Origin of the sequence: Paenibacillus sp. FSL F4-0122 (assembly GCF_038002845.1) — a bacterium.
Lineage (GTDB): Bacteria > Bacillota > Bacilli > Paenibacillales > Paenibacillaceae > Paenibacillus_AQ > Paenibacillus_AQ odorifer.
This window is the reverse complement of sequence record NZ_JBBODI010000001.1, coordinates 247,127-264,384: the sequence shown is the minus strand read 5'-3', so window position 1 is coordinate 264,384 and position 17,258 is coordinate 247,127. Positions and strand designations below refer to the sequence as shown.

20 protein-coding genes are annotated in these 17,258 nt (G+C 41.6%); 15 read left to right on the top strand and 5 right to left on the bottom strand.

What is annotated here, in order from left to right:
* Positions 1 to 160: 160 nt before the first annotated feature.
* The 8 genes from MHH49_RS01160 (at position 161) to MHH49_RS01125 (ending at position 6,050) form a co-directional block, all read left to right on the top strand.
* The gene (locus MHH49_RS01160) at positions 161 to 841 is read left to right on the top strand and encodes a response regulator transcription factor (protein ID WP_038569594.1); all 681 of its coding nucleotides are present in this window, start codon (positions 161 to 163) and stop codon (positions 839 to 841) included.
* Complete coding sequence (locus tag MHH49_RS01155; protein ID WP_038569596.1) at positions 838 to 2,592, top strand: sensor histidine kinase; 1,755 nt, start codon at positions 838 to 840, stop codon at positions 2,590 to 2,592. The genes MHH49_RS01160 and MHH49_RS01155 overlap by 4 nt, the downstream gene beginning before the upstream one ends.
* A gap of 42 nt (positions 2,593 to 2,634) precedes the next feature.
* Positions 2,635 to 3,159, top strand: coding sequence for a CDP-diacylglycerol--serine O-phosphatidyltransferase (gene pssA, locus MHH49_RS01150; RefSeq protein ID WP_036684073.1), 525 nt, complete (start codon positions 2,635 to 2,637; stop codon positions 3,157 to 3,159).
* Between the two features lie 7 nt (positions 3,160 to 3,166).
* A complete protein-coding gene (locus MHH49_RS01145; protein WP_038569597.1) occupies positions 3,167 to 3,661 on the top strand; it encodes a DedA family protein in 495 nt (164 codons plus the stop codon).
* 47 nt (positions 3,662 to 3,708) lie between these two features.
* Positions 3,709 to 4,734 carry an AI-2E family transporter gene (locus MHH49_RS01140; RefSeq protein WP_038569599.1) on the top strand — a complete coding sequence of 342 codons (1,026 nt, stop codon included), beginning with the start codon at positions 3,709 to 3,711 and terminating at the stop codon, positions 4,732 to 4,734.
* A gap of 207 nt (positions 4,735 to 4,941) precedes the next feature.
* Positions 4,942 to 5,160, top strand: a complete 219-nt coding sequence (locus tag MHH49_RS01135) for a spore coat associated protein CotJA (protein ID WP_036684070.1) — start codon at positions 4,942 to 4,944, stop codon at positions 5,158 to 5,160.
* 3 nt (positions 5,161 to 5,163) lie between these two features.
* Positions 5,164 to 5,430, top strand: a complete 267-nt coding sequence (locus MHH49_RS01130) for a spore coat protein CotJB (protein ID WP_036684069.1) — start codon at positions 5,164 to 5,166, stop codon at positions 5,428 to 5,430.
* A gap of 50 nt (positions 5,431 to 5,480) precedes the next feature.
* Positions 5,481 to 6,050 carry a manganese catalase family protein gene (locus MHH49_RS01125; RefSeq protein ID WP_036684067.1) on the top strand — a complete coding sequence of 190 codons (570 nt, stop codon included), beginning with the start codon at positions 5,481 to 5,483 and terminating at the stop codon, positions 6,048 to 6,050.
* Positions 6,051 to 6,377: 327 nt separating this feature from the next.
* Here the strand turns inward: MHH49_RS01125 and MHH49_RS01120 are convergent, their stop codons facing one another.
* Positions 6,378 to 6,713: a potassium channel family protein gene (locus MHH49_RS01120; RefSeq protein WP_076104570.1), complete on the bottom strand. Its 336-nt coding sequence runs from the start codon at positions 6,711 to 6,713 to the stop codon at positions 6,378 to 6,380.
* A 218-nt stretch (positions 6,714 to 6,931) separates the two neighbouring features.
* On the opposite strand from MHH49_RS01120, the gene MHH49_RS01115 reads away from it, so the two are divergent.
* Together MHH49_RS01115 and MHH49_RS01110 are read left to right on the top strand one after the other, a co-directional pair.
* A complete protein-coding gene (locus tag MHH49_RS01115; RefSeq protein WP_038569602.1) occupies positions 6,932 to 7,270 on the top strand; it encodes a hypothetical protein in 339 nt (112 codons plus the stop codon).
* Positions 7,271 to 7,302: 32 nt separating this feature from the next.
* Positions 7,303 to 7,710, top strand: coding sequence for an HAD family hydrolase (locus tag MHH49_RS01110; protein ID WP_081388120.1), 408 nt, complete (start codon positions 7,303 to 7,305; stop codon positions 7,708 to 7,710).
* 311 nt (positions 7,711 to 8,021) lie between these two features.
* On the opposite strand, the gene MHH49_RS01105 is transcribed toward MHH49_RS01110, so the two are convergent.
* The 4 genes from MHH49_RS01105 to MHH49_RS01090 all read right to left on the bottom strand — a co-directional run bounded on the left by MHH49_RS01105 (position 8,022) and on the right by MHH49_RS01090 (position 12,047).
* Complete coding sequence (locus tag MHH49_RS01105) at positions 8,022 to 9,221, bottom strand: MFS transporter (protein ID WP_076104606.1); 1,200 nt, start codon at positions 9,219 to 9,221, stop codon at positions 8,022 to 8,024.
* A gap of 66 nt (positions 9,222 to 9,287) precedes the next feature.
* Positions 9,288 to 9,905, bottom strand: coding sequence for a sugar O-acetyltransferase (locus MHH49_RS01100; protein ID WP_038569607.1), 618 nt, complete (start codon positions 9,903 to 9,905; stop codon positions 9,288 to 9,290).
* Between the two features lie 38 nt (positions 9,906 to 9,943).
* On the bottom strand, positions 9,944 to 10,852 hold the full coding sequence (locus MHH49_RS01095; RefSeq protein WP_051491321.1) for an ROK family protein: 909 nt from the start codon (positions 10,850 to 10,852) through the stop codon (positions 9,944 to 9,946).
* Between the two features lie 664 nt (positions 10,853 to 11,516).
* Positions 11,517 to 12,047 (bottom strand): hypothetical protein, encoded by a 531-nt coding sequence (locus tag MHH49_RS01090; RefSeq protein ID WP_339811311.1) that lies wholly within the window; start codon positions 12,045 to 12,047, stop codon positions 11,517 to 11,519.
* Positions 12,048 to 12,365: 318 nt separating this feature from the next.
* On the opposite strand from MHH49_RS01090, the gene MHH49_RS01085 reads away from it, so the two are divergent.
* The 5 genes from MHH49_RS01085 (at position 12,366) to MHH49_RS01065 (ending at position 17,126) form a co-directional block, all read left to right on the top strand.
* Positions 12,366 to 12,896, top strand: coding sequence for an RNA polymerase sigma factor (locus MHH49_RS01085; protein ID WP_051491311.1), 531 nt, complete (start codon positions 12,366 to 12,368; stop codon positions 12,894 to 12,896).
* On the top strand, positions 12,893 to 13,717 hold the full coding sequence (locus tag MHH49_RS01080) for a hypothetical protein (protein ID WP_038569608.1): 825 nt from the start codon (positions 12,893 to 12,895) through the stop codon (positions 13,715 to 13,717). Before MHH49_RS01085 ends, MHH49_RS01080 begins: the two co-directional genes overlap by 4 nt.
* Positions 13,707 to 14,570, top strand: coding sequence for an ABC transporter ATP-binding protein (locus tag MHH49_RS01075; RefSeq protein ID WP_339811306.1), 864 nt, complete (start codon positions 13,707 to 13,709; stop codon positions 14,568 to 14,570). The genes MHH49_RS01080 and MHH49_RS01075 overlap by 11 nt, the downstream gene beginning before the upstream one ends.
* A gap of 5 nt (positions 14,571 to 14,575) precedes the next feature.
* A complete protein-coding gene (locus tag MHH49_RS01070; protein WP_339811304.1) occupies positions 14,576 to 15,712 on the top strand; it encodes a hypothetical protein in 1,137 nt (378 codons plus the stop codon).
* Positions 15,713 to 15,911: 199 nt separating this feature from the next.
* The gene (locus MHH49_RS01065; RefSeq protein WP_256721475.1) at positions 15,912 to 17,126 is read left to right on the top strand and encodes an S-layer homology domain-containing protein; all 1,215 of its coding nucleotides are present in this window, start codon (positions 15,912 to 15,914) and stop codon (positions 17,124 to 17,126) included.
* Positions 17,127 to 17,258 lie beyond the last annotated feature (132 nt).

Below are 17,258 nucleotides of genomic sequence, written 5' to 3'. Positions count from 1 at the left end.
TTAAAGATTGTAACGTATTGTTCCGGTTGATCAGGGATATAATGAACTCCTCCTGTAAGAGCTTTATGGCTCACGACAGGGGGAGTTTTTTGTGGACACATAAAGGACATAACGCTCGTCTATGCTAATGTTTATAAATTGTTTGAAAGCGGGGTCTAGATTGAAAAAGAAACTTCTTCTCGTTGAGGATGAAATTCGTATTCGTGAACTGGTATCTGATTATTTCTTACAGAATGATTGGGAAGTACTTGAAGCGGATAATGGAAGAGATGCATTGGTTTGGTTTGATTCACTGCTGCCGGATCTGCTGATTCTGGATATCATGATGCCTGCTATGAATGGCTTTGAAGTGTGCCGTGAAGTTCGTGAGAAATCAGCGGTACCCATCATTTTGTTAACCGCCAAGTCTACAGATGACGACAAAATCTATGGATTTGAATTAGGAGCCGATGATTATGTTACAAAACCATTTAGTCCAAAGGTGCTGGTAGCCCGGGCAAATGCACTCATGAAGCGGGTTGAAGGCACCCATCAGCCTGAATTTGGCATAATAAAATTTGGTTCCGCGATGTTTAATACCTTAGCTCATCGGTTGGAGGTAGAAGATGAGGAAGTGGAGCTTACCCCTAAGGAATATGATCTTTTATGGCTTTTAATACGAAATAAAGGGATTGTCATTTCAAGGGATACGATCCTCAGTCGGATCTGGGGAATTGAATTTGAAGGAGATTCCAGAGTTGTGGACAGTCATATTAAAAAGCTGCGAAGTAAATTGGGTTATGAATCACGTTTTATTCGTACGGTAATTGGCACAGGATACATGTTCGAGGAAGAGGCATGAGAAGACGGGGAATTACTTTTAAACTGTTTGTGATGACCGTTATCTTTTTCCTTTGCTTCTATGGCATGGTGATTCTAAGCCAATTGCTGTTGTTTGACAATTTCTATCAGAAGCAAAAAGAGCACCGCGTGGAGAAACACCTTAAGAGCTTTGCGGCAAGATATATAAGTGAGCCATGGGGAAGCACTCGAACCTCTCAGGAGCTTGTCCGGTTTATGCTGCGGAATAAAACACAAATGGTTATTTTGAAGCTGGATGGAAAGATGAATTCAGAAGATCCATTTCATATAAAGCTAATCGATGATGACGGGAAGAGTATGGTTGTTTCTTTATCCCTATTCATGAATCAGTACGGAGATTCACTAAGAGCAGCAAACATTAAAGTAGATGATCAGTTGAGCGTGGAAGGCGAACTTTTGGACGAAGACAGTGCTTCACCCGTTATACTCTACCCCATAAGTATTACAAAAAAAGGGGGCGGAACAATAGGGGAGACGGGAGAGACTGGGACGATTCATGCATCTGGTACTGTTGCAGAAGTTGTACTGCCTGATTTGAAAATATGGAATCCACGCCAGGGAATACTGTTTGAGGCTCTAGAGGAATGGTTTCCTTTGACATCGGCGCAGGCAGAAGACTTCAAAAATTTGAAAATACAGAAACAAGACTGGATTGCTCCCTGGAGTGGGAGTCGCAATTCTGTGGTTATTCTGCCCCTGAAGCAAAGTAACGGAGAAATTGAATTACTATTCACAGTCACTTCATTACAGGAAGTTAAGGATTCGAACGATGCGTTGCGTTGGTTCTTTTTATATCTGGGAATGGGTGGTTTTGTCCTGATTCTGGTGCTTTCTCTCTTTTTCTCGAAAATGGTAACGCGTCCGCTAATTAAATTAAATAAAATAGCCAAACGTATGGTTTCTCTGGATTTTACAGGGGACACATCGATTCGGCAGAAGGATGAGTTAGGCAGCCTTTCTAACAGCATGTTCACCTTATCACTAAGTCTGGATTCTGCTTTACGAGAGTTAAGAGAGGCCAATCAGCAGCTAGTTGAGGATATGGAGCAGAAACAAAGAATGGAGATCATGCAGCAGGACTTTTTTGCCAACGCCTCCCATGAATTGAAGACACCACTCAGTATTATCAAAGGTTTTGCTGAAGGCTTGGAAGATGGCGTTAGCGCCGGCAAGCAGGATCACTACATTAAGGTAATTATTGAGGAAGCCGATAAAATGGAGTTTCTTGTTAAAAATATGCTAGATCTAGCGCGGTTGGAGTCGGGCACGATTAAACTTCGGAAAACTTCCTTTATGTTAAGTGAACTGACGGAAAAGGTGACGGACAAGCTGGTCCACTTGCTGATTGAAAAACATTTGGAAGTCATCATTATTCCTGCAAATGAATTACCGGTCTATGCGGATGTGAACTGGATCGAACAAGTTATGCTAAATTTTATGACCAATGCTATCAGGCATGCGGAAGAAAGAAGTTCTATCACCGTCAATATTGAGAGTCATGCCCAGACTATTGTATTCACTATTCAAAATATAGGAGAATCAATCCCTGAAGATCAGTTGGAGCAGATCTGGGAGCGGTTCTATCGGTTGGAGCCATCCCGCAGTCGAATGACAGGCGGTACGGGTCTGGGGCTTTCCATTGCGAAGCGAATACTAGATATGCACGCTTGTCTTTATACAGTGAAAAATACGGAGAACGGTGTCAGCTTTACTGTGACCTTTGTAGGTTAAATCGGATCAACAGAAATACTGCTATGAAAGGGGTGAGATTGTATGAAATTGAACTGGTTGCCTTCAACGTGCACACTAGGAAACTTGGGACTAGGATCACTGTCCTTGTATTTTACGATTCAAGAACGATATAGCCTAGCTTTATTAATGATTTTGCTCGCGGCAATATGCGATGTACTGGATGGATTACTGGCAAGAATATTGCAATGTACTAGTGAATTCGGTAAACAATTGGACTCATTGGCGGATATTATATCATTTGGTTTAGCGCCTACCTTCCTTATCTTGTTGTATAGGTTAGAAGATGCCCACTGGATTGGACCTGCAGCTGCAGTTTTCTTTTTGATCTGTGGCGCACTTCGTTTGGCCAGATTTAATCTGTCGGCGCCTTCCAAAGGGTTCGTGGGGATGCCGATTACTGCTGCTGGAGTCATTCTGTCGATGATTTCTTTACTAGATGAACGTATGAAACCAGGACTGGTCATCGGATTAATGGCATTGCTGTCCGTAATGATGATCAGCCGTATCCCATTTCCGTCCCTTAAAAAATCCTTCAACAGGAAGTGATACACCCATGCCTTGGATTATAGAGTTTATTTCACAGTACGGATATTTAGCCATATTTGGCCTTATGGCAGTTGGGATTATCGGACTTCCTGTGCCTGATGAGGTGTTAATGCTGTTTGTAGGCTATTTATCCTCCGTTATGGTTTTGGATTTTTCACTTTCTGTATTGGTTTGTTTCATGGGATCCATCACAGGAATGCTTATCAGCTATACTATTGGTCTAAGGCTAGGGCAACCTGTGGTAGCAAAATTCGGCAAGTGGGTTGGCCTTACACCCAAGCGTTTTGCGAGTATGAAAAGATGGTTTTTGCGGTTCGGAAACTGGGCGATTTTCATTGCTTATTTTATTCCAGGTCTGAGGCATGTATCGAGCTATATCTCTGGAATCAGTGCTATGTCTTTCAAAAAATATATACTTATAACGACTGCAGGAGCGCTAACCTGGTCACTCCTTTTTGTTTCTATCGGCTTTTTTGTGGGGGCTAAGTTTTCCTTTTTATAGCCATTGAAGTTTAACATTATTAATCGCAATTGAATGGAGCAAGATCAATGAATGTATTCAAGCGATTCTACGCGAATAGGACTACCAGACGCTTTTTTATTCTCGCACTTATCGGGTTGCTGCTGTACATGGTTCGTGGGATGCTTAATCTGGTGTTGCTGACGTTTCTGATTGCTTTTGTCATGAACAGCTTTCAGATTGTGCTCAGTAAACGAATTGGTAAATTCATGAAGGTTAACAGTAAGGTGATTATTGTCATTTTATACCTTGCTTTAATCGCATTGATTGTACTGGCCCTTGTAAAATATCTTCCTAAAGTATTGGAGCAGATTAAGCAATTGGCGATCTTCCTCACCAATCTCAAGTCAGAGGATCTTCCGCAGAACAAGATTACATTATATTTGTATGATATGCTCAGGGACCTTAACTATCAGTCCTATATCAAAAGAGGCATCGATTATGTGCTGCAGGTTAGCAACTGGGGTGCAACTTTCGTTCTATCAACCATTTTAAGCTTTGTGTTTATTCTGGAGAAGAACCGGGTCGTCAGTTTCACTTCTAGGATGAGAGTGAGCAGGATTGCCTGGTTTTATATAGATCTGGAGTATTTCAGCCGAAAATTCATCGTTTCCTTTGGGAAAGTAATAGAAGCGCAAATTCTCATTGCCATGTTCAATACCTGTCTTACTGTTATTGGCTTGTGGCTGCTTAACTTCCCGTATTTATTTGCCCTGGCGATTTTGATTTTTCTGCTCAGTCTCATTCCGGTGGTTGGTTTTTTGATTTCGCTCATTCCGCTTTTAATAATTGGTTACAACATCGGCGGTCTTATAACAGTTACTTATGTGCTGGCGATTATTGCGGTGTTGCATTTTATCGAAGGTTATTTCTTGAATCCTAAGCTGATGTCCACAAAAATGAATTTGCCGATGTTCTTCACCTTTAGCGTGTTGTTGTTCTCTGAGCATTATATAGGTGTCTGGGGACTTATTCTTGGTATTCCTATCTTTGTATTTATGTTGGATATCCTTGAGATTACCCACGAAGATTCGTTCAAAAGAGCGAACCCCTAAGCTGAATACTAAAAGACTCAAGTTATAAGCTGTTTCCGGTACTTTTCCGGAGACAGCTTATTTGTCGTGCACATTGCTCAAAAAAATTGCTAATGGGCTTTTTTTGTAAATAACGTTTTATATTGTGTCCTGCTGTCATAAGTTAGCTAAGGGAGTAATGTTCAGAGTCTTTAAAGAAGGAACAGGAACAAAGGAGGTACAAAAAAGATGGAATCACAGCTGCGGAGGTATACCCCCTTTAGGGGCCCGTTTGATCCTTGCCCACCGGTGCCGTTCAAGACGTATGTAGTTCCACCCAATCAATTTATCACCTTTCAGCCACCCGATTTGCCACAGTTTAGTTTGCAGGAGGCTCTGAAGTATGGAACGCTCTGGCCAGCACTATTTAGTCCGTATGAATCCAAGTGCAAAGGAGGAGGAAAATAGACTATGGAGGCAAATCCTTGCGACCAACGTTATTATGAATTGCTTGAACAGTTGCAGACCCTTGATTTTGCCTTAGTGGAGTTGAACTTATATCTAAATACGCATCCTGACGATCTGAGAAGTATTGAACAATTTAATCAGCTTACGCTGGAACGAACCAAGCTAGCGAATCATTTTCAGGAGTTATATGGTCCGCTGCAGAATTTTGGCCGCGCTTATTCTAAATGTCCATGGGAATGGAATCAACCCCCTTGGCCTTGGCAGGTGTAAGAGGAGTATAACCGTAAGGAACTATTTTTCTAGAGGAGGGAAGTTCCCGAATGTGGATATACGAAAAAAAACTGCAATATCCGGTACGGGTGGGTAAATGTGATGTCCGGATGGCGCGTTATTTGAGTGAGCAATACGGAGGAGCAGACGGCGAGCTCGCCGCTGCACTACGCTATATGAATCAAAGATACACGATTCCAGATAAAGTTATTGGCGTGTTGAACGATATTTCGACTGAGGAATTCGCTCACCTTGAGATGATTGCCACGATGATCTACAAGCTGACAAAGGATGCTTCGGTATGTGAATTAGAGGAAGCGGGATTAGGGCCACATTTTGTAGCGCATGATCATGCCCTGTTCTACACGGATGCTAGCGGTGTTCCATTCACTGCAGCCTATATTCAAGCTAAGGGAGACCCTTTGGCAGACCTTTATGAAGACATTGCGGCTGAGGAAAAAGCCCGGGCTACATACCAGTGGCTGATTGACATGACGGATGACGTGGACCTGCAGGATAGCCTCAAGTTCCTGCGGGAGCGGGAGATAGTGCATGCTCTACGGTTTAAGGAAGCGGTGCAGATTATTATTGATGATCGGAATCAGAAGCGGGTGTTCTAAGGATTTCTGTGAAAATAACATTTAAAGCCGTTCTCTTTTAAAAGAGAACGGCTTTTTTACGTTAGAAAATATGGAGCGGCCAACAATCCAGCCATGCATAAAGCCATTTTTCAAGCCTTGTTTGGTCATTTCAATGGTAATGGTGAAAGCAGTAAAGCTCTTGCAGCCATTGGAGATGAGACACGTTAATCCATCAACATTGCTTTGATTGAAGGTGAAAGTGATTGCGAAAAAGAAACAGATATAATCGAATATTTGAAAAAAATAGCCATGTCAGCTTCGGCTAACAAGGCTATTAATAATGTCACGAGTTCTGGTTTCCATTATTTAATTGTTATCTTTATCGGTTTGTTTGATCAGTTCATAAGCGATATACCCCATCATTCCCAAGAACAACCCTGTGCCTGCAATAATGTAAACGATCGTAAATATTTTTCCGAGTGCTGTCTGGGGAACAAATGTTGGATGACCTAATGTACTAAGCGTTGCAACACAGAAATAAATAGCATCCAGGACAGACAAACCTTCCTGTTTGACATAAAAAATGGTTCCGGACAACAGCGTCATCAAAACTAATAAGAATAATGCTTGGAAATTTTTACGTTTGAGCGCTTTCCATAAGCCCGAAAATAAACGTTTTAAAGTTAGTAAAAATGATAACATGCAGCTCCACCCTTCATTTATATTAGAGCATACATAACAAATTAACGTCAAATTTAAAATAGATTTGCAGGAAGAAACCGAGGAGGATGTGGGGAGCTTGAATTTCTAACACTCAGAGCAGAAACTGGTCGCAATCCATTCAAAGCAAGTCTAAGCTATGTTATTATTACCTTATATTTTCCTATAAATAACAATATATAGAGTTTGGAGGTTTATGAATGAGAAGTAAGCGTAGCTTGATAATGCTGTTATTGTTTGCTTTGACGATTATACTTTCAGCCTGTAATGATAAAAAAACTGCAATATTATCCATGGATGAAATACAGGATCTAGCTCATCAAGGCGAGGCGTTGTCGTGGAAGGATTTTGAAGGTTATCCCTTTGAAGATGTCGGTTCAGGCTTGTACATCCGTAAATATGAAATCAATGAAAACTACCATGTGCTGGTGGGTGGCGGAAGTGTTGATGCAGCTCCTCTGTATATAAATCTTGTCAAAAGAAACGGAGAAAAGATCGATATCCGTTATGATGACATCGATCATTTTATCCTCAATTAAATGAGGGGCATTTAGGTCTATGGTTGGCGGGAATGGTGCGGAGAAATGTAGATCCAGAACAACGCGCCAAAAATGTAACTCCATCGGAGCTGGATGAGATTGTGAAGGTAGTTATTTTGAGCAGTCTGAATGGGGAACAACTTATTCATAAGCTGCAAAATCTGCCGATTGAGATCTACCAGCATGGACAAGAAGATATTATGGATATAAGTCCCCAAGGTGTAAACAAATGGACAGGACTAAAAAATTTAGGCATAGAACCGCAGCAATTTATTGCTTTTGGTAACGATGCTAATGATATAGAAATGTTCAGACATTCCGCACACTCGGTTTGTGTTGGCGATCATATAACCTTGGGAGAAGTTGCAACGGAAAAGGTTAGTAGCGGTGAAGAGCAGATTGTTAGAAAAATAATGGAGCTGGCGGGAGGGCTGCGATAATTGTTGGGATGGTGATCACCAGCTCAGAGGTCATTGTTGCGGACTGTATAGTCGCTATTTCAGGATTTAGCTTCATTAGGCGGAGTGTTCGGACTCAGGAGGCGTTATCAAGTCAGAAGACAGCGGTTTTTGCACAAAAACAACTCAATAACGACTCTGGGGTCCGAAAAACCTCGTTTCTGCCTATTTCGAAGCCAATAAGGTCATTTGAGTCCGATGGTGGGAGGTTGGTCGCTATTTGCAACAAAACAACCTGCCATGAAATCAGCAGGTTGTTGCAGGGATGAGCAGAAGTAAGTGCGATAACTATTCTAGATAAGTTCTTGGCGGCGATTTAAATAACGATATAAAACACAACCGGATATCGCGCATATAGCTGCACATAAACCGATAAAACCATACCCAGCTTGAAGTCCACGTAGCAAGCCAGTTTGTGTTTCTGCTCCGTAAAGCCGCTTCACACCTTCGATCACTGCACCTATGGCATAGTTGCCAATCACGCTACCGACTCCCATTAGTGTAACTGTAAAGGTGATGGCAGTGTCACTGCCATGCGGATACCTTTTTGCGATAAACGCCATGACGGTCGGATAAATCATAGCGATACCTATGCCTGCTGCTGCAAATAGAAACGCGAGCTGTTCCCCACCCAAAATAGCAGCAAACGTACATAAGGCAGAGAAGGCTGAAAAGATGATAAGCGATAGATTGAAACCAATCTTATCTGTAACCGGCCCCAGCAGGAGCCTTGCTAGCGAGAAGCAGAGAAAAAAGGTGGACAACATACCAGAAGCTGTAACTGTATCCCACAAGTATGCTTTTTCTAGGAAATTCACTAGCCATCCACCTACTGCAAGTTCTGACACTACACCGAAAGAAAGAATAAGCACCATCAGCCATAAAGCGGGATCGCGCACCAGCGTTTTTAATGGGATCCGGTCCTCTTGTGGAAGATCGTCACCCGGAAATGTACTGCGCAAGGCAGATAGAATAGGCAGTAAAGATAAGCTTAGCATAATCAAATACATTCCGCGCCAGTCGAGTGGATGGCCAAATATACTTACCGACATGAGTCCTGTTGCCAGCAGTGGAGCTAAGGTTGAACTAAATCCGTAGAAAAAATGGGATAAGTTCATCATCGTCCCGGTATTTTTTACGAAGATGCGTGCTCCCAAAATGGCAAGACCAATCTCCAGCATTCCGTTTCCGATGTACATCAGGAAATAAGAAGCTGAGAAAAAGGGGTAGCTGTGGGAGATATAGATTAACACTCCTGAAAATATCATGGATGCAAAAGCAATGATACTGACAGCCTTGATCCCCCACTTCCGAACCAATACAGCTGTAAAGGAGCAGGCGATCAAATAACCTAATGCATTTAGGGATAAAAGGGTGCCAAGCTGTTTCTCGTCCAGATTAAAGTCGAATTGGATTCGCGGAATGGCGGGTCCTTTAATATTTTCCGATATGCCAAACACTATAAATCCCAAAAAGATGGTCGCCAATTGCATGGCATAAATCTTGTTAAATCCCCCGAAGCGCTTTTTCAAATTAAGATCCTCCCAGAGCGGGTTACTTTATTGCTCAATGTCTCTGTAATACTCTTCCTTAAGTTTTTCCCAGTGTTGCTTATCGTCTTCGGTGATTGCTCTTAATACCTTGCATGGGTTACCCACCGCAATTACATTGTCAGGGATATCCTTAGTTACGACTGAACCTGCACCGATGATTACATTGTTGCCGATTTTTACCCCAGGATTAATTACCGCGTTTCCACCAACCCACACATTGTTTCCAATGGTAATTGGTGTACCGAATTCAAGCATACTAATACGCACGTCCGCATCTATAGGGTGACCAGCAGTATATACGCCTACTCTAGGTCCAAAGAGAACATTGTTACCAATCGTTACTTTAGCTACATCAAGGATAATGCAGTCAAAATTAGCGTAGAAGTTATTGCCAACGGTAATATTACTGCCGTAATCACAACGGAAGGGAGGTTCAACATATAATGATTCTCCTGTAGACTCAAATAATTGCTTGAGTAGTTCTACTCTATATTCACCTTGTTCTTCCGTCGTATTGTTAAATAAACGAGTGAGCATTCTGGATCTTTTGTTATCCTTTGCTAATTCTTCACCGCCTGCCATATATAGCTTTCCTGCGATCATGTTTTCTTTGTTTGTTGCCATTCGTAGTTCCTCCTGAAGTGTATGTTAGTTTTATGTTTTTAACGGCGCTTCTCAACCAACTGCAATGAGTAGGTTAAGCTTTCAAGTGTGATCGCAATTAATCCGTTCATGTAATGATCATCAGGTTGATCCAGCACAATTAAGTGAGGCATATGCTCCTCTGGAATCACTTCCAGACAACGTTGATAAATCGGCCGCACATTCTCTTGTTTGACTTGTTCTCCTGTGAGAGCTATGGTCTCTGGATTAATAATTGCAATCAGGGACGATATAGTGTGAGCCGCCAAAGGGATGAAGGTATCCGTGTGGTCCAAGCTACTCAATTGCTGTTCACGCGAGATTCCAAACGGTAAAAAAGAGACTTCACCAGCAAATCTAGTATTACCTTTGTGGATATGCCCGTCGATCATCATCCCGGCGCCTGGAAAAGCTCCTTTGATAAAGGTCACCACGACAATGGTTTTATCCTCTTCATAATCCTGCTGTTTATAGAACCCGTAAACGGTCAGATTCATATCATTTTCAATCGTGACTTCAAGCTCGTATTTTTCTCTGAGCAGTGATTCTAAGGGAGCATTAATTAACTCTTTAATGTCACAGATATTAATGACACCTTGGTGAGCAAGGCCGGGAATTCCAATCCCGACTGCCTTGATGTTGTTATATTGTTGGATAAGCGTATCCAGCAGATGGTCGATGGCTGCAGCATCTATGTACTCTAATTCCATCCATCCATGATCCACACGATCACCAACTGAATTGGTCACCGCATAGGTTATGGATTTCTGGCCATCCTCAATTTTGGCATAGATACATGCAATATAGGAAAAATCAGCGTTATAGATAAATCGTCTGGCCGGTCGACCTCCATTTGATGCCTCCAGTTCAGTCTCAATGACTTCACCAGTCTCCAGAAGTTCATTCAGGATATTTCCGCAGGTAGCAATACTTAATCCGGTGGCACTTGCAATCGTGGATTTGGTTCCTTCTTTCATCGATTTCAAGGCCTGCTTGATAAGCTCCTGATTTATCTTTTTAACACGAATAGAATTGTTTGCGATTTGGGTTATTTTATTCACCTCTAGACTTTTAAAAATGGTTATTAAAAGTATTATCAATACTATAACTTGGCTCTATATAATTGTCTAGCAATCGACAGTTTTTTATTATGGATTTTTTTGAAATGACATGTGGCTTTTAATCAACCTGCGGTGTCTAATTAAATGTAAGGTCAAGAGGAGGTTCTTACAATGTCTGGAGCTCATGACAAATCCACTGTTTATCCGGATGCACAGGGAGACAAGCAAAGCTTTGAAATCACTTATAATCAATATCGCGAAAGAATCCATAAATATCTTTTGTTGAAAGTAAACTCGGGTCAGAGCAAATTCATAATCTTGTTATTCCTACTTTTCAATAATTAAATTCCGAGGGCTGGGATCTTTAAACGATCCGAACTAGAGTTGCATGAACAATTTGTTGTATATTTAAAAAATAGATAGTTAGATTTCTATTCAAGGGAACCCAGAAGCCATCTGGATGACTTCTGGGCCCTGAATATTTCGATGGAATGCCTAATATGATTAGCGGGTTTAAATCAGAATGTTAGCTTTAATTGGCATCCGCTTGTATAACAAAAGCATATCTATATTCTTTTTCTCCCCAGCTTGCCGTTATGCTAAAGCCTCTATAGTCTTTTTTGTTCTCTTCGTAAAACGAACTCAATGAAGAAGCCATATGCTTTTCGATCGTAAAGGAATATTTACCGTCTTCTTTTGTAATTGGAACTTCTAGTGTTTCTCTGGATGAAAATTGATAAGCTCCACTCTTATTTAGTACGCTATCTTCGAGCGATACATTATTTGGCTCAGAATCTCCAAAGTCTAGAGTAATGATTTCTCCATTTTTTAAATATTGAATATTCTTTACTGCATCCTGCTCAAAGGCGAATTCAAATCCACTTGCTTCAGCGTTTGAGGATAAGTCACTCTTCGCGTTAGCTAATTTAGTGTTAGATAATGTTGTACTTTTAATTTCTTGATCTCCTGCGCTTATCTTAAGATCTCCTATATTACTCTCTGCACATCCACTTATACCTATTAAAGAAACTATTAAAAGAATAGACAGCATCATTTTTTTCATCGAACAATAATCCACCTTTTCCGAAGAGTTTCACAAAAAGACCACTTGTAATGAGTGTACACTATGGAAATTAATAGAATCAATGTTATATAATTCACTAAGATACAAGCTGAGAATGTTCACTCATAATTTGAACCGGGGACATAATCTAGGGAAAATTTATATTCGGCCAGCCAGAACCTTCTGGTTGGTCTTTTTAATGTGATGCGTCTACTTTGTAGGCGATTTCGTTATATTTAGTAGATTGGTAGATTGGAGGGGAATTAAATCGGAGAGGACAAATGGGTCACAGAAGCGCAGCAGGGCAATGAGGCAGCGGTGGAATTATTAATTCGGTATACCTATAGCGATATTTATCGATTCATCAGATGGAAAATACATAATGACGAATTAGCCTGGGATCTTGCACAGACGGTGTATGAAAAAGCATGGGCCAAGCTTGGCAGCTATCAAAATAAACAGGGGAGTTTTCGAGCTTGGTTGATGGCGATCGCGCAAAATGTCTGCATTGACTATTTTCGCAGCAAAAGTGCTCGGCAAGCAGAGTTGAATCAAAGCTTATCTGATGAAATCACAGTCGAAGGAGACTTTCTTGAAGGAATATTACTTCGTGAAGAGGTTAAGCAGGTATACGCCGCGATTTGCTCACTGCCAGAGGAACAGAGGGATGCGCTCTTGTTAAGGTATAAATATGAATTTACGTTTACAGAAATAGCTGCCGTAACTCATGAACCTGAATCAACTGTGAAGTCAAGGGTAAGTCGATCACTGATAAAATTACGCGATTTACTAAGGTATTCCAAGCAAGAGGATATATCCCAACCCCTAAAGAAAGGAGCAGGGAAATGAGGGTTAAACGTAACCATCAAGATTACCTCAATCTAAATTTACAGGATGAGATGACAGCAGAGTCTGTAGAGGAGATCGTGAATTCCATCAAGTGCATTCCTGAACCGCCACTCCTTGACGGTTTTGCAGAAGAAGCCATGAGCAGGTGGAGAAGATCCAAGCGGGCTTTACCTGCGCCAGTCCCACCAGTTCCTCTATTTGTACGGGAACAGATGAGGATTCTTTTTTCACAGGGATGGTGGAGAGAAGTTGTGCTTGGTGTGATCTTGTTTGTAGTAGGATATTTGGTTCTGAGTGTTACGGAGATTGTTAGCCCTATGTTTATTCTGTCCATCGTGGGTTGTATTCCTTTACTGGTGGTCGTCTCTCATACGGCTCGGAATACGCTCTGTGGAATGGGAGAACTCGCACGTAGTTTTAGAATCCCGTTGCATCGGTATGTGCAAGCTCGGTTCCTTATGGCAGGGCTGATCTCACTAATGATTAACTTTAGTGTTACTGCTATGGTAACCCCTTTAGGGGGAAAGGAGTTTATGCTGCGTATGACCTTGCTATGGTGCATCCCAATCCTAATGAATGCGGCGGTAGCGTCAGTATTATCTACGCTGATACGTAATTTTAGACAATTAACGACCGTACTCTTCAGTTTGCCTCTCTTTTGGATGATTTTATTTTCCGGAGAATTTGCAGTGAGCTGGACGACGTCGGTTGAGTTATTTTGGTTAATGGGATTGGGTGTTCTGTCGGCAGTGTTATTTGTCTTAGCCATGAGGTTTCAATCCAGAGTATTGAGCAAGGGAGGGTTTCTGATTGGAGCTTAAACTATGTAATATCGTACATGATTTCGGCAAAAAGCGAATTTTGAATACTATTAACCTTTCTATGTCACCTGGTGTGTATGGTCTTCTAGGACCTAACGGAACAGGAAAAACGACATTGATGCGTATTGTCGCAGATGTTCTGTATCCGACTCGTGGAAATGTACTTTTAGATGGACAAAACAAGGATGACATGGGGGATCAGTACCGGGCTCAGATTGGTTATTTACCACAGGAACTGGGGATGTACAATCATTTTTCAGCTCGTGATTTCTTGTATTATGTTGCTGCCCTAAAGGGGTTGACCAAGAAGGAGGCGAGTGATCGTATAGAGGTTCTGGCTCAAACGGTTAATCTATCCGGTGAAATGGATAAAAAATGCGGAAAGTACTCCGGCGGGATGAAGCGTAGACTCGGTATCGCACAAGCATTGCTTAATAATCCGAGCATCCTCATATTGGATGAGCCCACAGTAGGACTTGATCCCTCGGAACGCGTAAGATTTCGAAATTTAATTTCTGAAATATCAAATGAGCGCATCGTTATTTTGTCTACTCATATCGTTTCTGATGTTGATCATATAGCTAAACAGGTGCTACTGATGGGGCGAGGAGAGTTACTTCGTCAAGGAACAATTAAGGAGTTGACCGATGAATTGCAAGGAGAGGTTTGGGAGGTTCATATCCCTGCACGGTTGCTGGCTCAAATCGAAGAGAAGGGAACTGTATTGAATGTGCAGCAGTCAGATACTGGACTAGTGGTTCGGATAGTCAGCAAGAATTCGCCAGTTGAGAATGCGGTGATGGTGAATCCTTCATTAGAAGATGTATATATGCATTATTTTCGGAGGGGATGATACACATGAACCGTCTGGTGATGTTTGAATTACGCAAAATTATGATTCCCAGAGTCTGGATTTCTATAGCTGGAAGTACTGCATTAGCCATTTTTTGTTTTGTTAGTTTCTACCCATCCGGTACGGATAGTCTATTGGTTGTAAACAAGGAAAAGCCTGAAGCTATCGCCGCTCATCTAGGACCGATTCAAGCAGATTTAGTTTTGAAATACGCTCCTAGACTCAAAGAAGAATATGCCGAAGACAGCGCTTGGCCCAAAGAGGAGAAGATGAAACGAATTCTGGAGCAACACTATGCTGGTACAACTTATATGGTAGATCAATTCAACAGAAATTTAACAGAGCTGAGAGAGCGGAAGGTTTTATTGGAGAAGCAAGAACCAGGATCATATGCACTAAGAGATGTTACTAAAAAACTCTCCATGCTGGAGGAGGGAAAACCACGGGGGTTTTATGTAACGGAGGACTGGGACTTATTACATATATTTTTTTCAAGCTCGCCTGGCGTCGGCGATCTTCTGATCGGTCTTATTCTAGTATTTGCGCTGGCACCCTTGTTCTCTGGTGAGGAAAACTATAGAATGGATGCACTTATTCTATCTAGTAGATACGGAAGATTGAAGATTGTTGCGGCAAAACTATTAGCTGGATTTATAGTTACGCTTAGCTGGGTAACTCTTTTTTACGGAATTTGCACATTGCTGGCCTGTTTACCGTTCGGCTTCGTGGGCTGGAATGCCCCGCTGAATAGTTACTTTTATTTTGATGAGACTCCATATGCCTTAACCCAGCTGCAGGGATTTGCCCTGAAATATGCTGTAACCTTGCTGGCTGCATGTGGTCTATTGTTATTGACGGCGCTGATATCCGCTTTGTGTCGGAGTAGCTTAAGCAGTCTTGGACTGGCAGCATTCGTAGTTATTCTTCCCCTTTTCTCTTTGCCTGGAATGTTGGGCAAAATAATCTCTTTTTTACCGTCAGGTGTAATGGTTAGCAGATCCTTAATCGAAAAATATGTATCCTATAACATTTTTGGCATCCCTATATTACATCTACCCTTGTCAATCCTTTCGGTGATAATCATAGGTATACTTGCTATAATGCTTATCCCCAAAGCTTTCGAACGTCGATTAAAGGTCTAAGTAGTAGGTAGGTTAAGATCGTTCCCGCTATGAAGGGGAGCGATCTTTTTGGCTTTTCTTGTGAAAAAGGAGAGCAGTATATTTACGAATCAGACTTTTTACCCGATAGTTAAGATAAAGGGTTAATCACGATAAACCTGACAAAGAGAGCAGGAACCCCTTACCGATAAGAACGAAAGGGATTATTAAATTGAAGATAATGAAGCTATTGGTACTAGGTCTTATCTCAGGGACAATTGTGACATGCGGCAACGTGAGTTATAGAGTTCATGCTGAAACGACAACGTACGAGAATACAGGGACATATGAAGAAGTGGAAGAGGACGGTGAGGAGGATCCGGCATCTTCACTGTTCACTGACATTCAAGGTCACTGGTCTGAACCTTGGGTGCGCTGGGCGTTAGGCAACCAATTGATGGTTGGTTATGATGATGGGAGCTTTCGACCGGATCAGCCGATTACGGAAGCGGAATTTTTGAAATTATTTTATCTTTCTTTCGGCTATCCAAAGGCTACTAGCATAGGCGAAGAATGGACAGCAGCACCGTATAGAATGGCTAAGTGGTGGAATCATCCAGTTACTGGACTACAATATCCAGTGGCAAGATCGACTCCAATCACCAGAATGGCCGCCGCAAGGTTAGTTGTATCTGGTCTAGGGATGAATTACAACGACACGGATTCCGTCGTTTATTTGCTGGGTAACTCTCTACTTCCACTTCCCGGGGAGCCAACTTTAGTCGGTTTTAAAGGAAATCTCCCGCTTACAAGAGCAGAGGCTATACAATGGATGAGAATGCTCAAGCTTAAGGGAATATATACTGTAAATTCTCGTCCAGAAGAACGATCGGATCGGAGTCTATTACCGTCATTACCGGAACAGGGTACAGGCTTGAAGGACTTTATAGCGGCTCCGGTAACTGATAGTGATTTCGGAATAGCGGATAGTGTACGTAATCTTTTTATTGATTTTGGGAGTTCAAGAATGTTAGTAGAGGAACATTACGGGGATTCAACAGGTCAAGATGTATTCAATAATGAAATGTATAAAGAAGTATCTGTACATTATGATACCGAAGGTCGGCTGAACGCTTGGAAAATAGACAAAGATAATGAGCGCATTGATCCAATCCACATAGGTACATTGAACAATATTCGACCTGGGGTAAGTACATTGGAAGATGTGCTAAAGGCATACGGTACATACGTTGCAGTGGATAACGAATACGGGATTATAGTGAGTTACTGGTTTGAGAACAAGGGTGGAGTGTATGAGCCCCGATTGTCACCTTTTGAAATGGATAATATGGAGGGTGGGTTCTATATAGGCTTCATTATTGACAAACAATCTCTGAAAGTTCAAACCATACTCATATCTACAGCTCAGCAGGCAATGAATCCTACGGATATATAGGAATTGTACTGGAACCTTATTCATTCTTTAAAATGTGACGGCATGTCTTTCTGAGGCAGCCGTCTTTTCTTTTATAATTTTTTTACCTCATAAGCTAACATTCTGAGAACTTTATCGTTATACATACGAAGG

Bases quoted from the DNA above. Each gene is read 5' to 3' on its own strand.
- MHH49_RS01155 (WP_038569596.1), top strand. From the start codon at position 838: ATGAGAAGACGGGGAATTACTTTTAAACTGTTTGTGATGACCGTTATC.
- MHH49_RS01140 (WP_038569599.1), top strand. From the start codon at position 3,709: ATGAATGTATTCAAGCGATTCTACGCGAATAGGACTACCAGACGCTTT.
- MHH49_RS01125 (WP_036684067.1), top strand. From the start codon at position 5,481: ATGTGGATATACGAAAAAAAACTGCAATATCCGGTACGGGTGGGTAAA.
- MHH49_RS01110 (WP_081388120.1), top strand. From the start codon at position 7,303: ATGGTGCGGAGAAATGTAGATCCAGAACAACGCGCCAAAAATGTAACT.
- pssA (WP_036684073.1), top strand. From the start codon at position 2,635: ATGAAATTGAACTGGTTGCCTTCAACGTGCACACTAGGAAACTTGGGA.
- MHH49_RS01090 (WP_339811311.1), bottom strand. From the start codon at position 12,047: ATGAAAAAAATGATGCTGTCTATTCTTTTAATAGTTTCTTTAATAGGT.
- MHH49_RS01105 (WP_076104606.1), bottom strand. From the start codon at position 9,221: ATGCAATTGGCGACCATCTTTTTGGGATTTATAGTGTTTGGCATATCG.
- MHH49_RS01130 (WP_036684069.1), top strand. From the start codon at position 5,164: ATGGAGGCAAATCCTTGCGACCAACGTTATTATGAATTGCTTGAACAG.
- MHH49_RS01115 (WP_038569602.1), top strand. From the start codon at position 6,932: ATGAGAAGTAAGCGTAGCTTGATAATGCTGTTATTGTTTGCTTTGACG.
- MHH49_RS01145 (WP_038569597.1), top strand. From the start codon at position 3,167: ATGCCTTGGATTATAGAGTTTATTTCACAGTACGGATATTTAGCCATA.
- MHH49_RS01135 (WP_036684070.1), top strand. From the start codon at position 4,942: ATGGAATCACAGCTGCGGAGGTATACCCCCTTTAGGGGCCCGTTTGAT.
- MHH49_RS01065 (WP_256721475.1), top strand. From the start codon at position 15,912: ATGAAGCTATTGGTACTAGGTCTTATCTCAGGGACAATTGTGACATGC.
- MHH49_RS01070 (WP_339811304.1), top strand. From the start codon at position 14,576: ATGAACCGTCTGGTGATGTTTGAATTACGCAAAATTATGATTCCCAGA.
- MHH49_RS01100 (WP_038569607.1), bottom strand. From the start codon at position 9,905: ATGGCAACAAACAAAGAAAACATGATCGCAGGAAAGCTATATATGGCA.
- MHH49_RS01080 (WP_038569608.1), top strand. From the start codon at position 12,893: ATGAGGGTTAAACGTAACCATCAAGATTACCTCAATCTAAATTTACAG.
- MHH49_RS01120 (WP_076104570.1), bottom strand. From the start codon at position 6,713: ATGTTATCATTTTTACTAACTTTAAAACGTTTATTTTCGGGCTTATGG.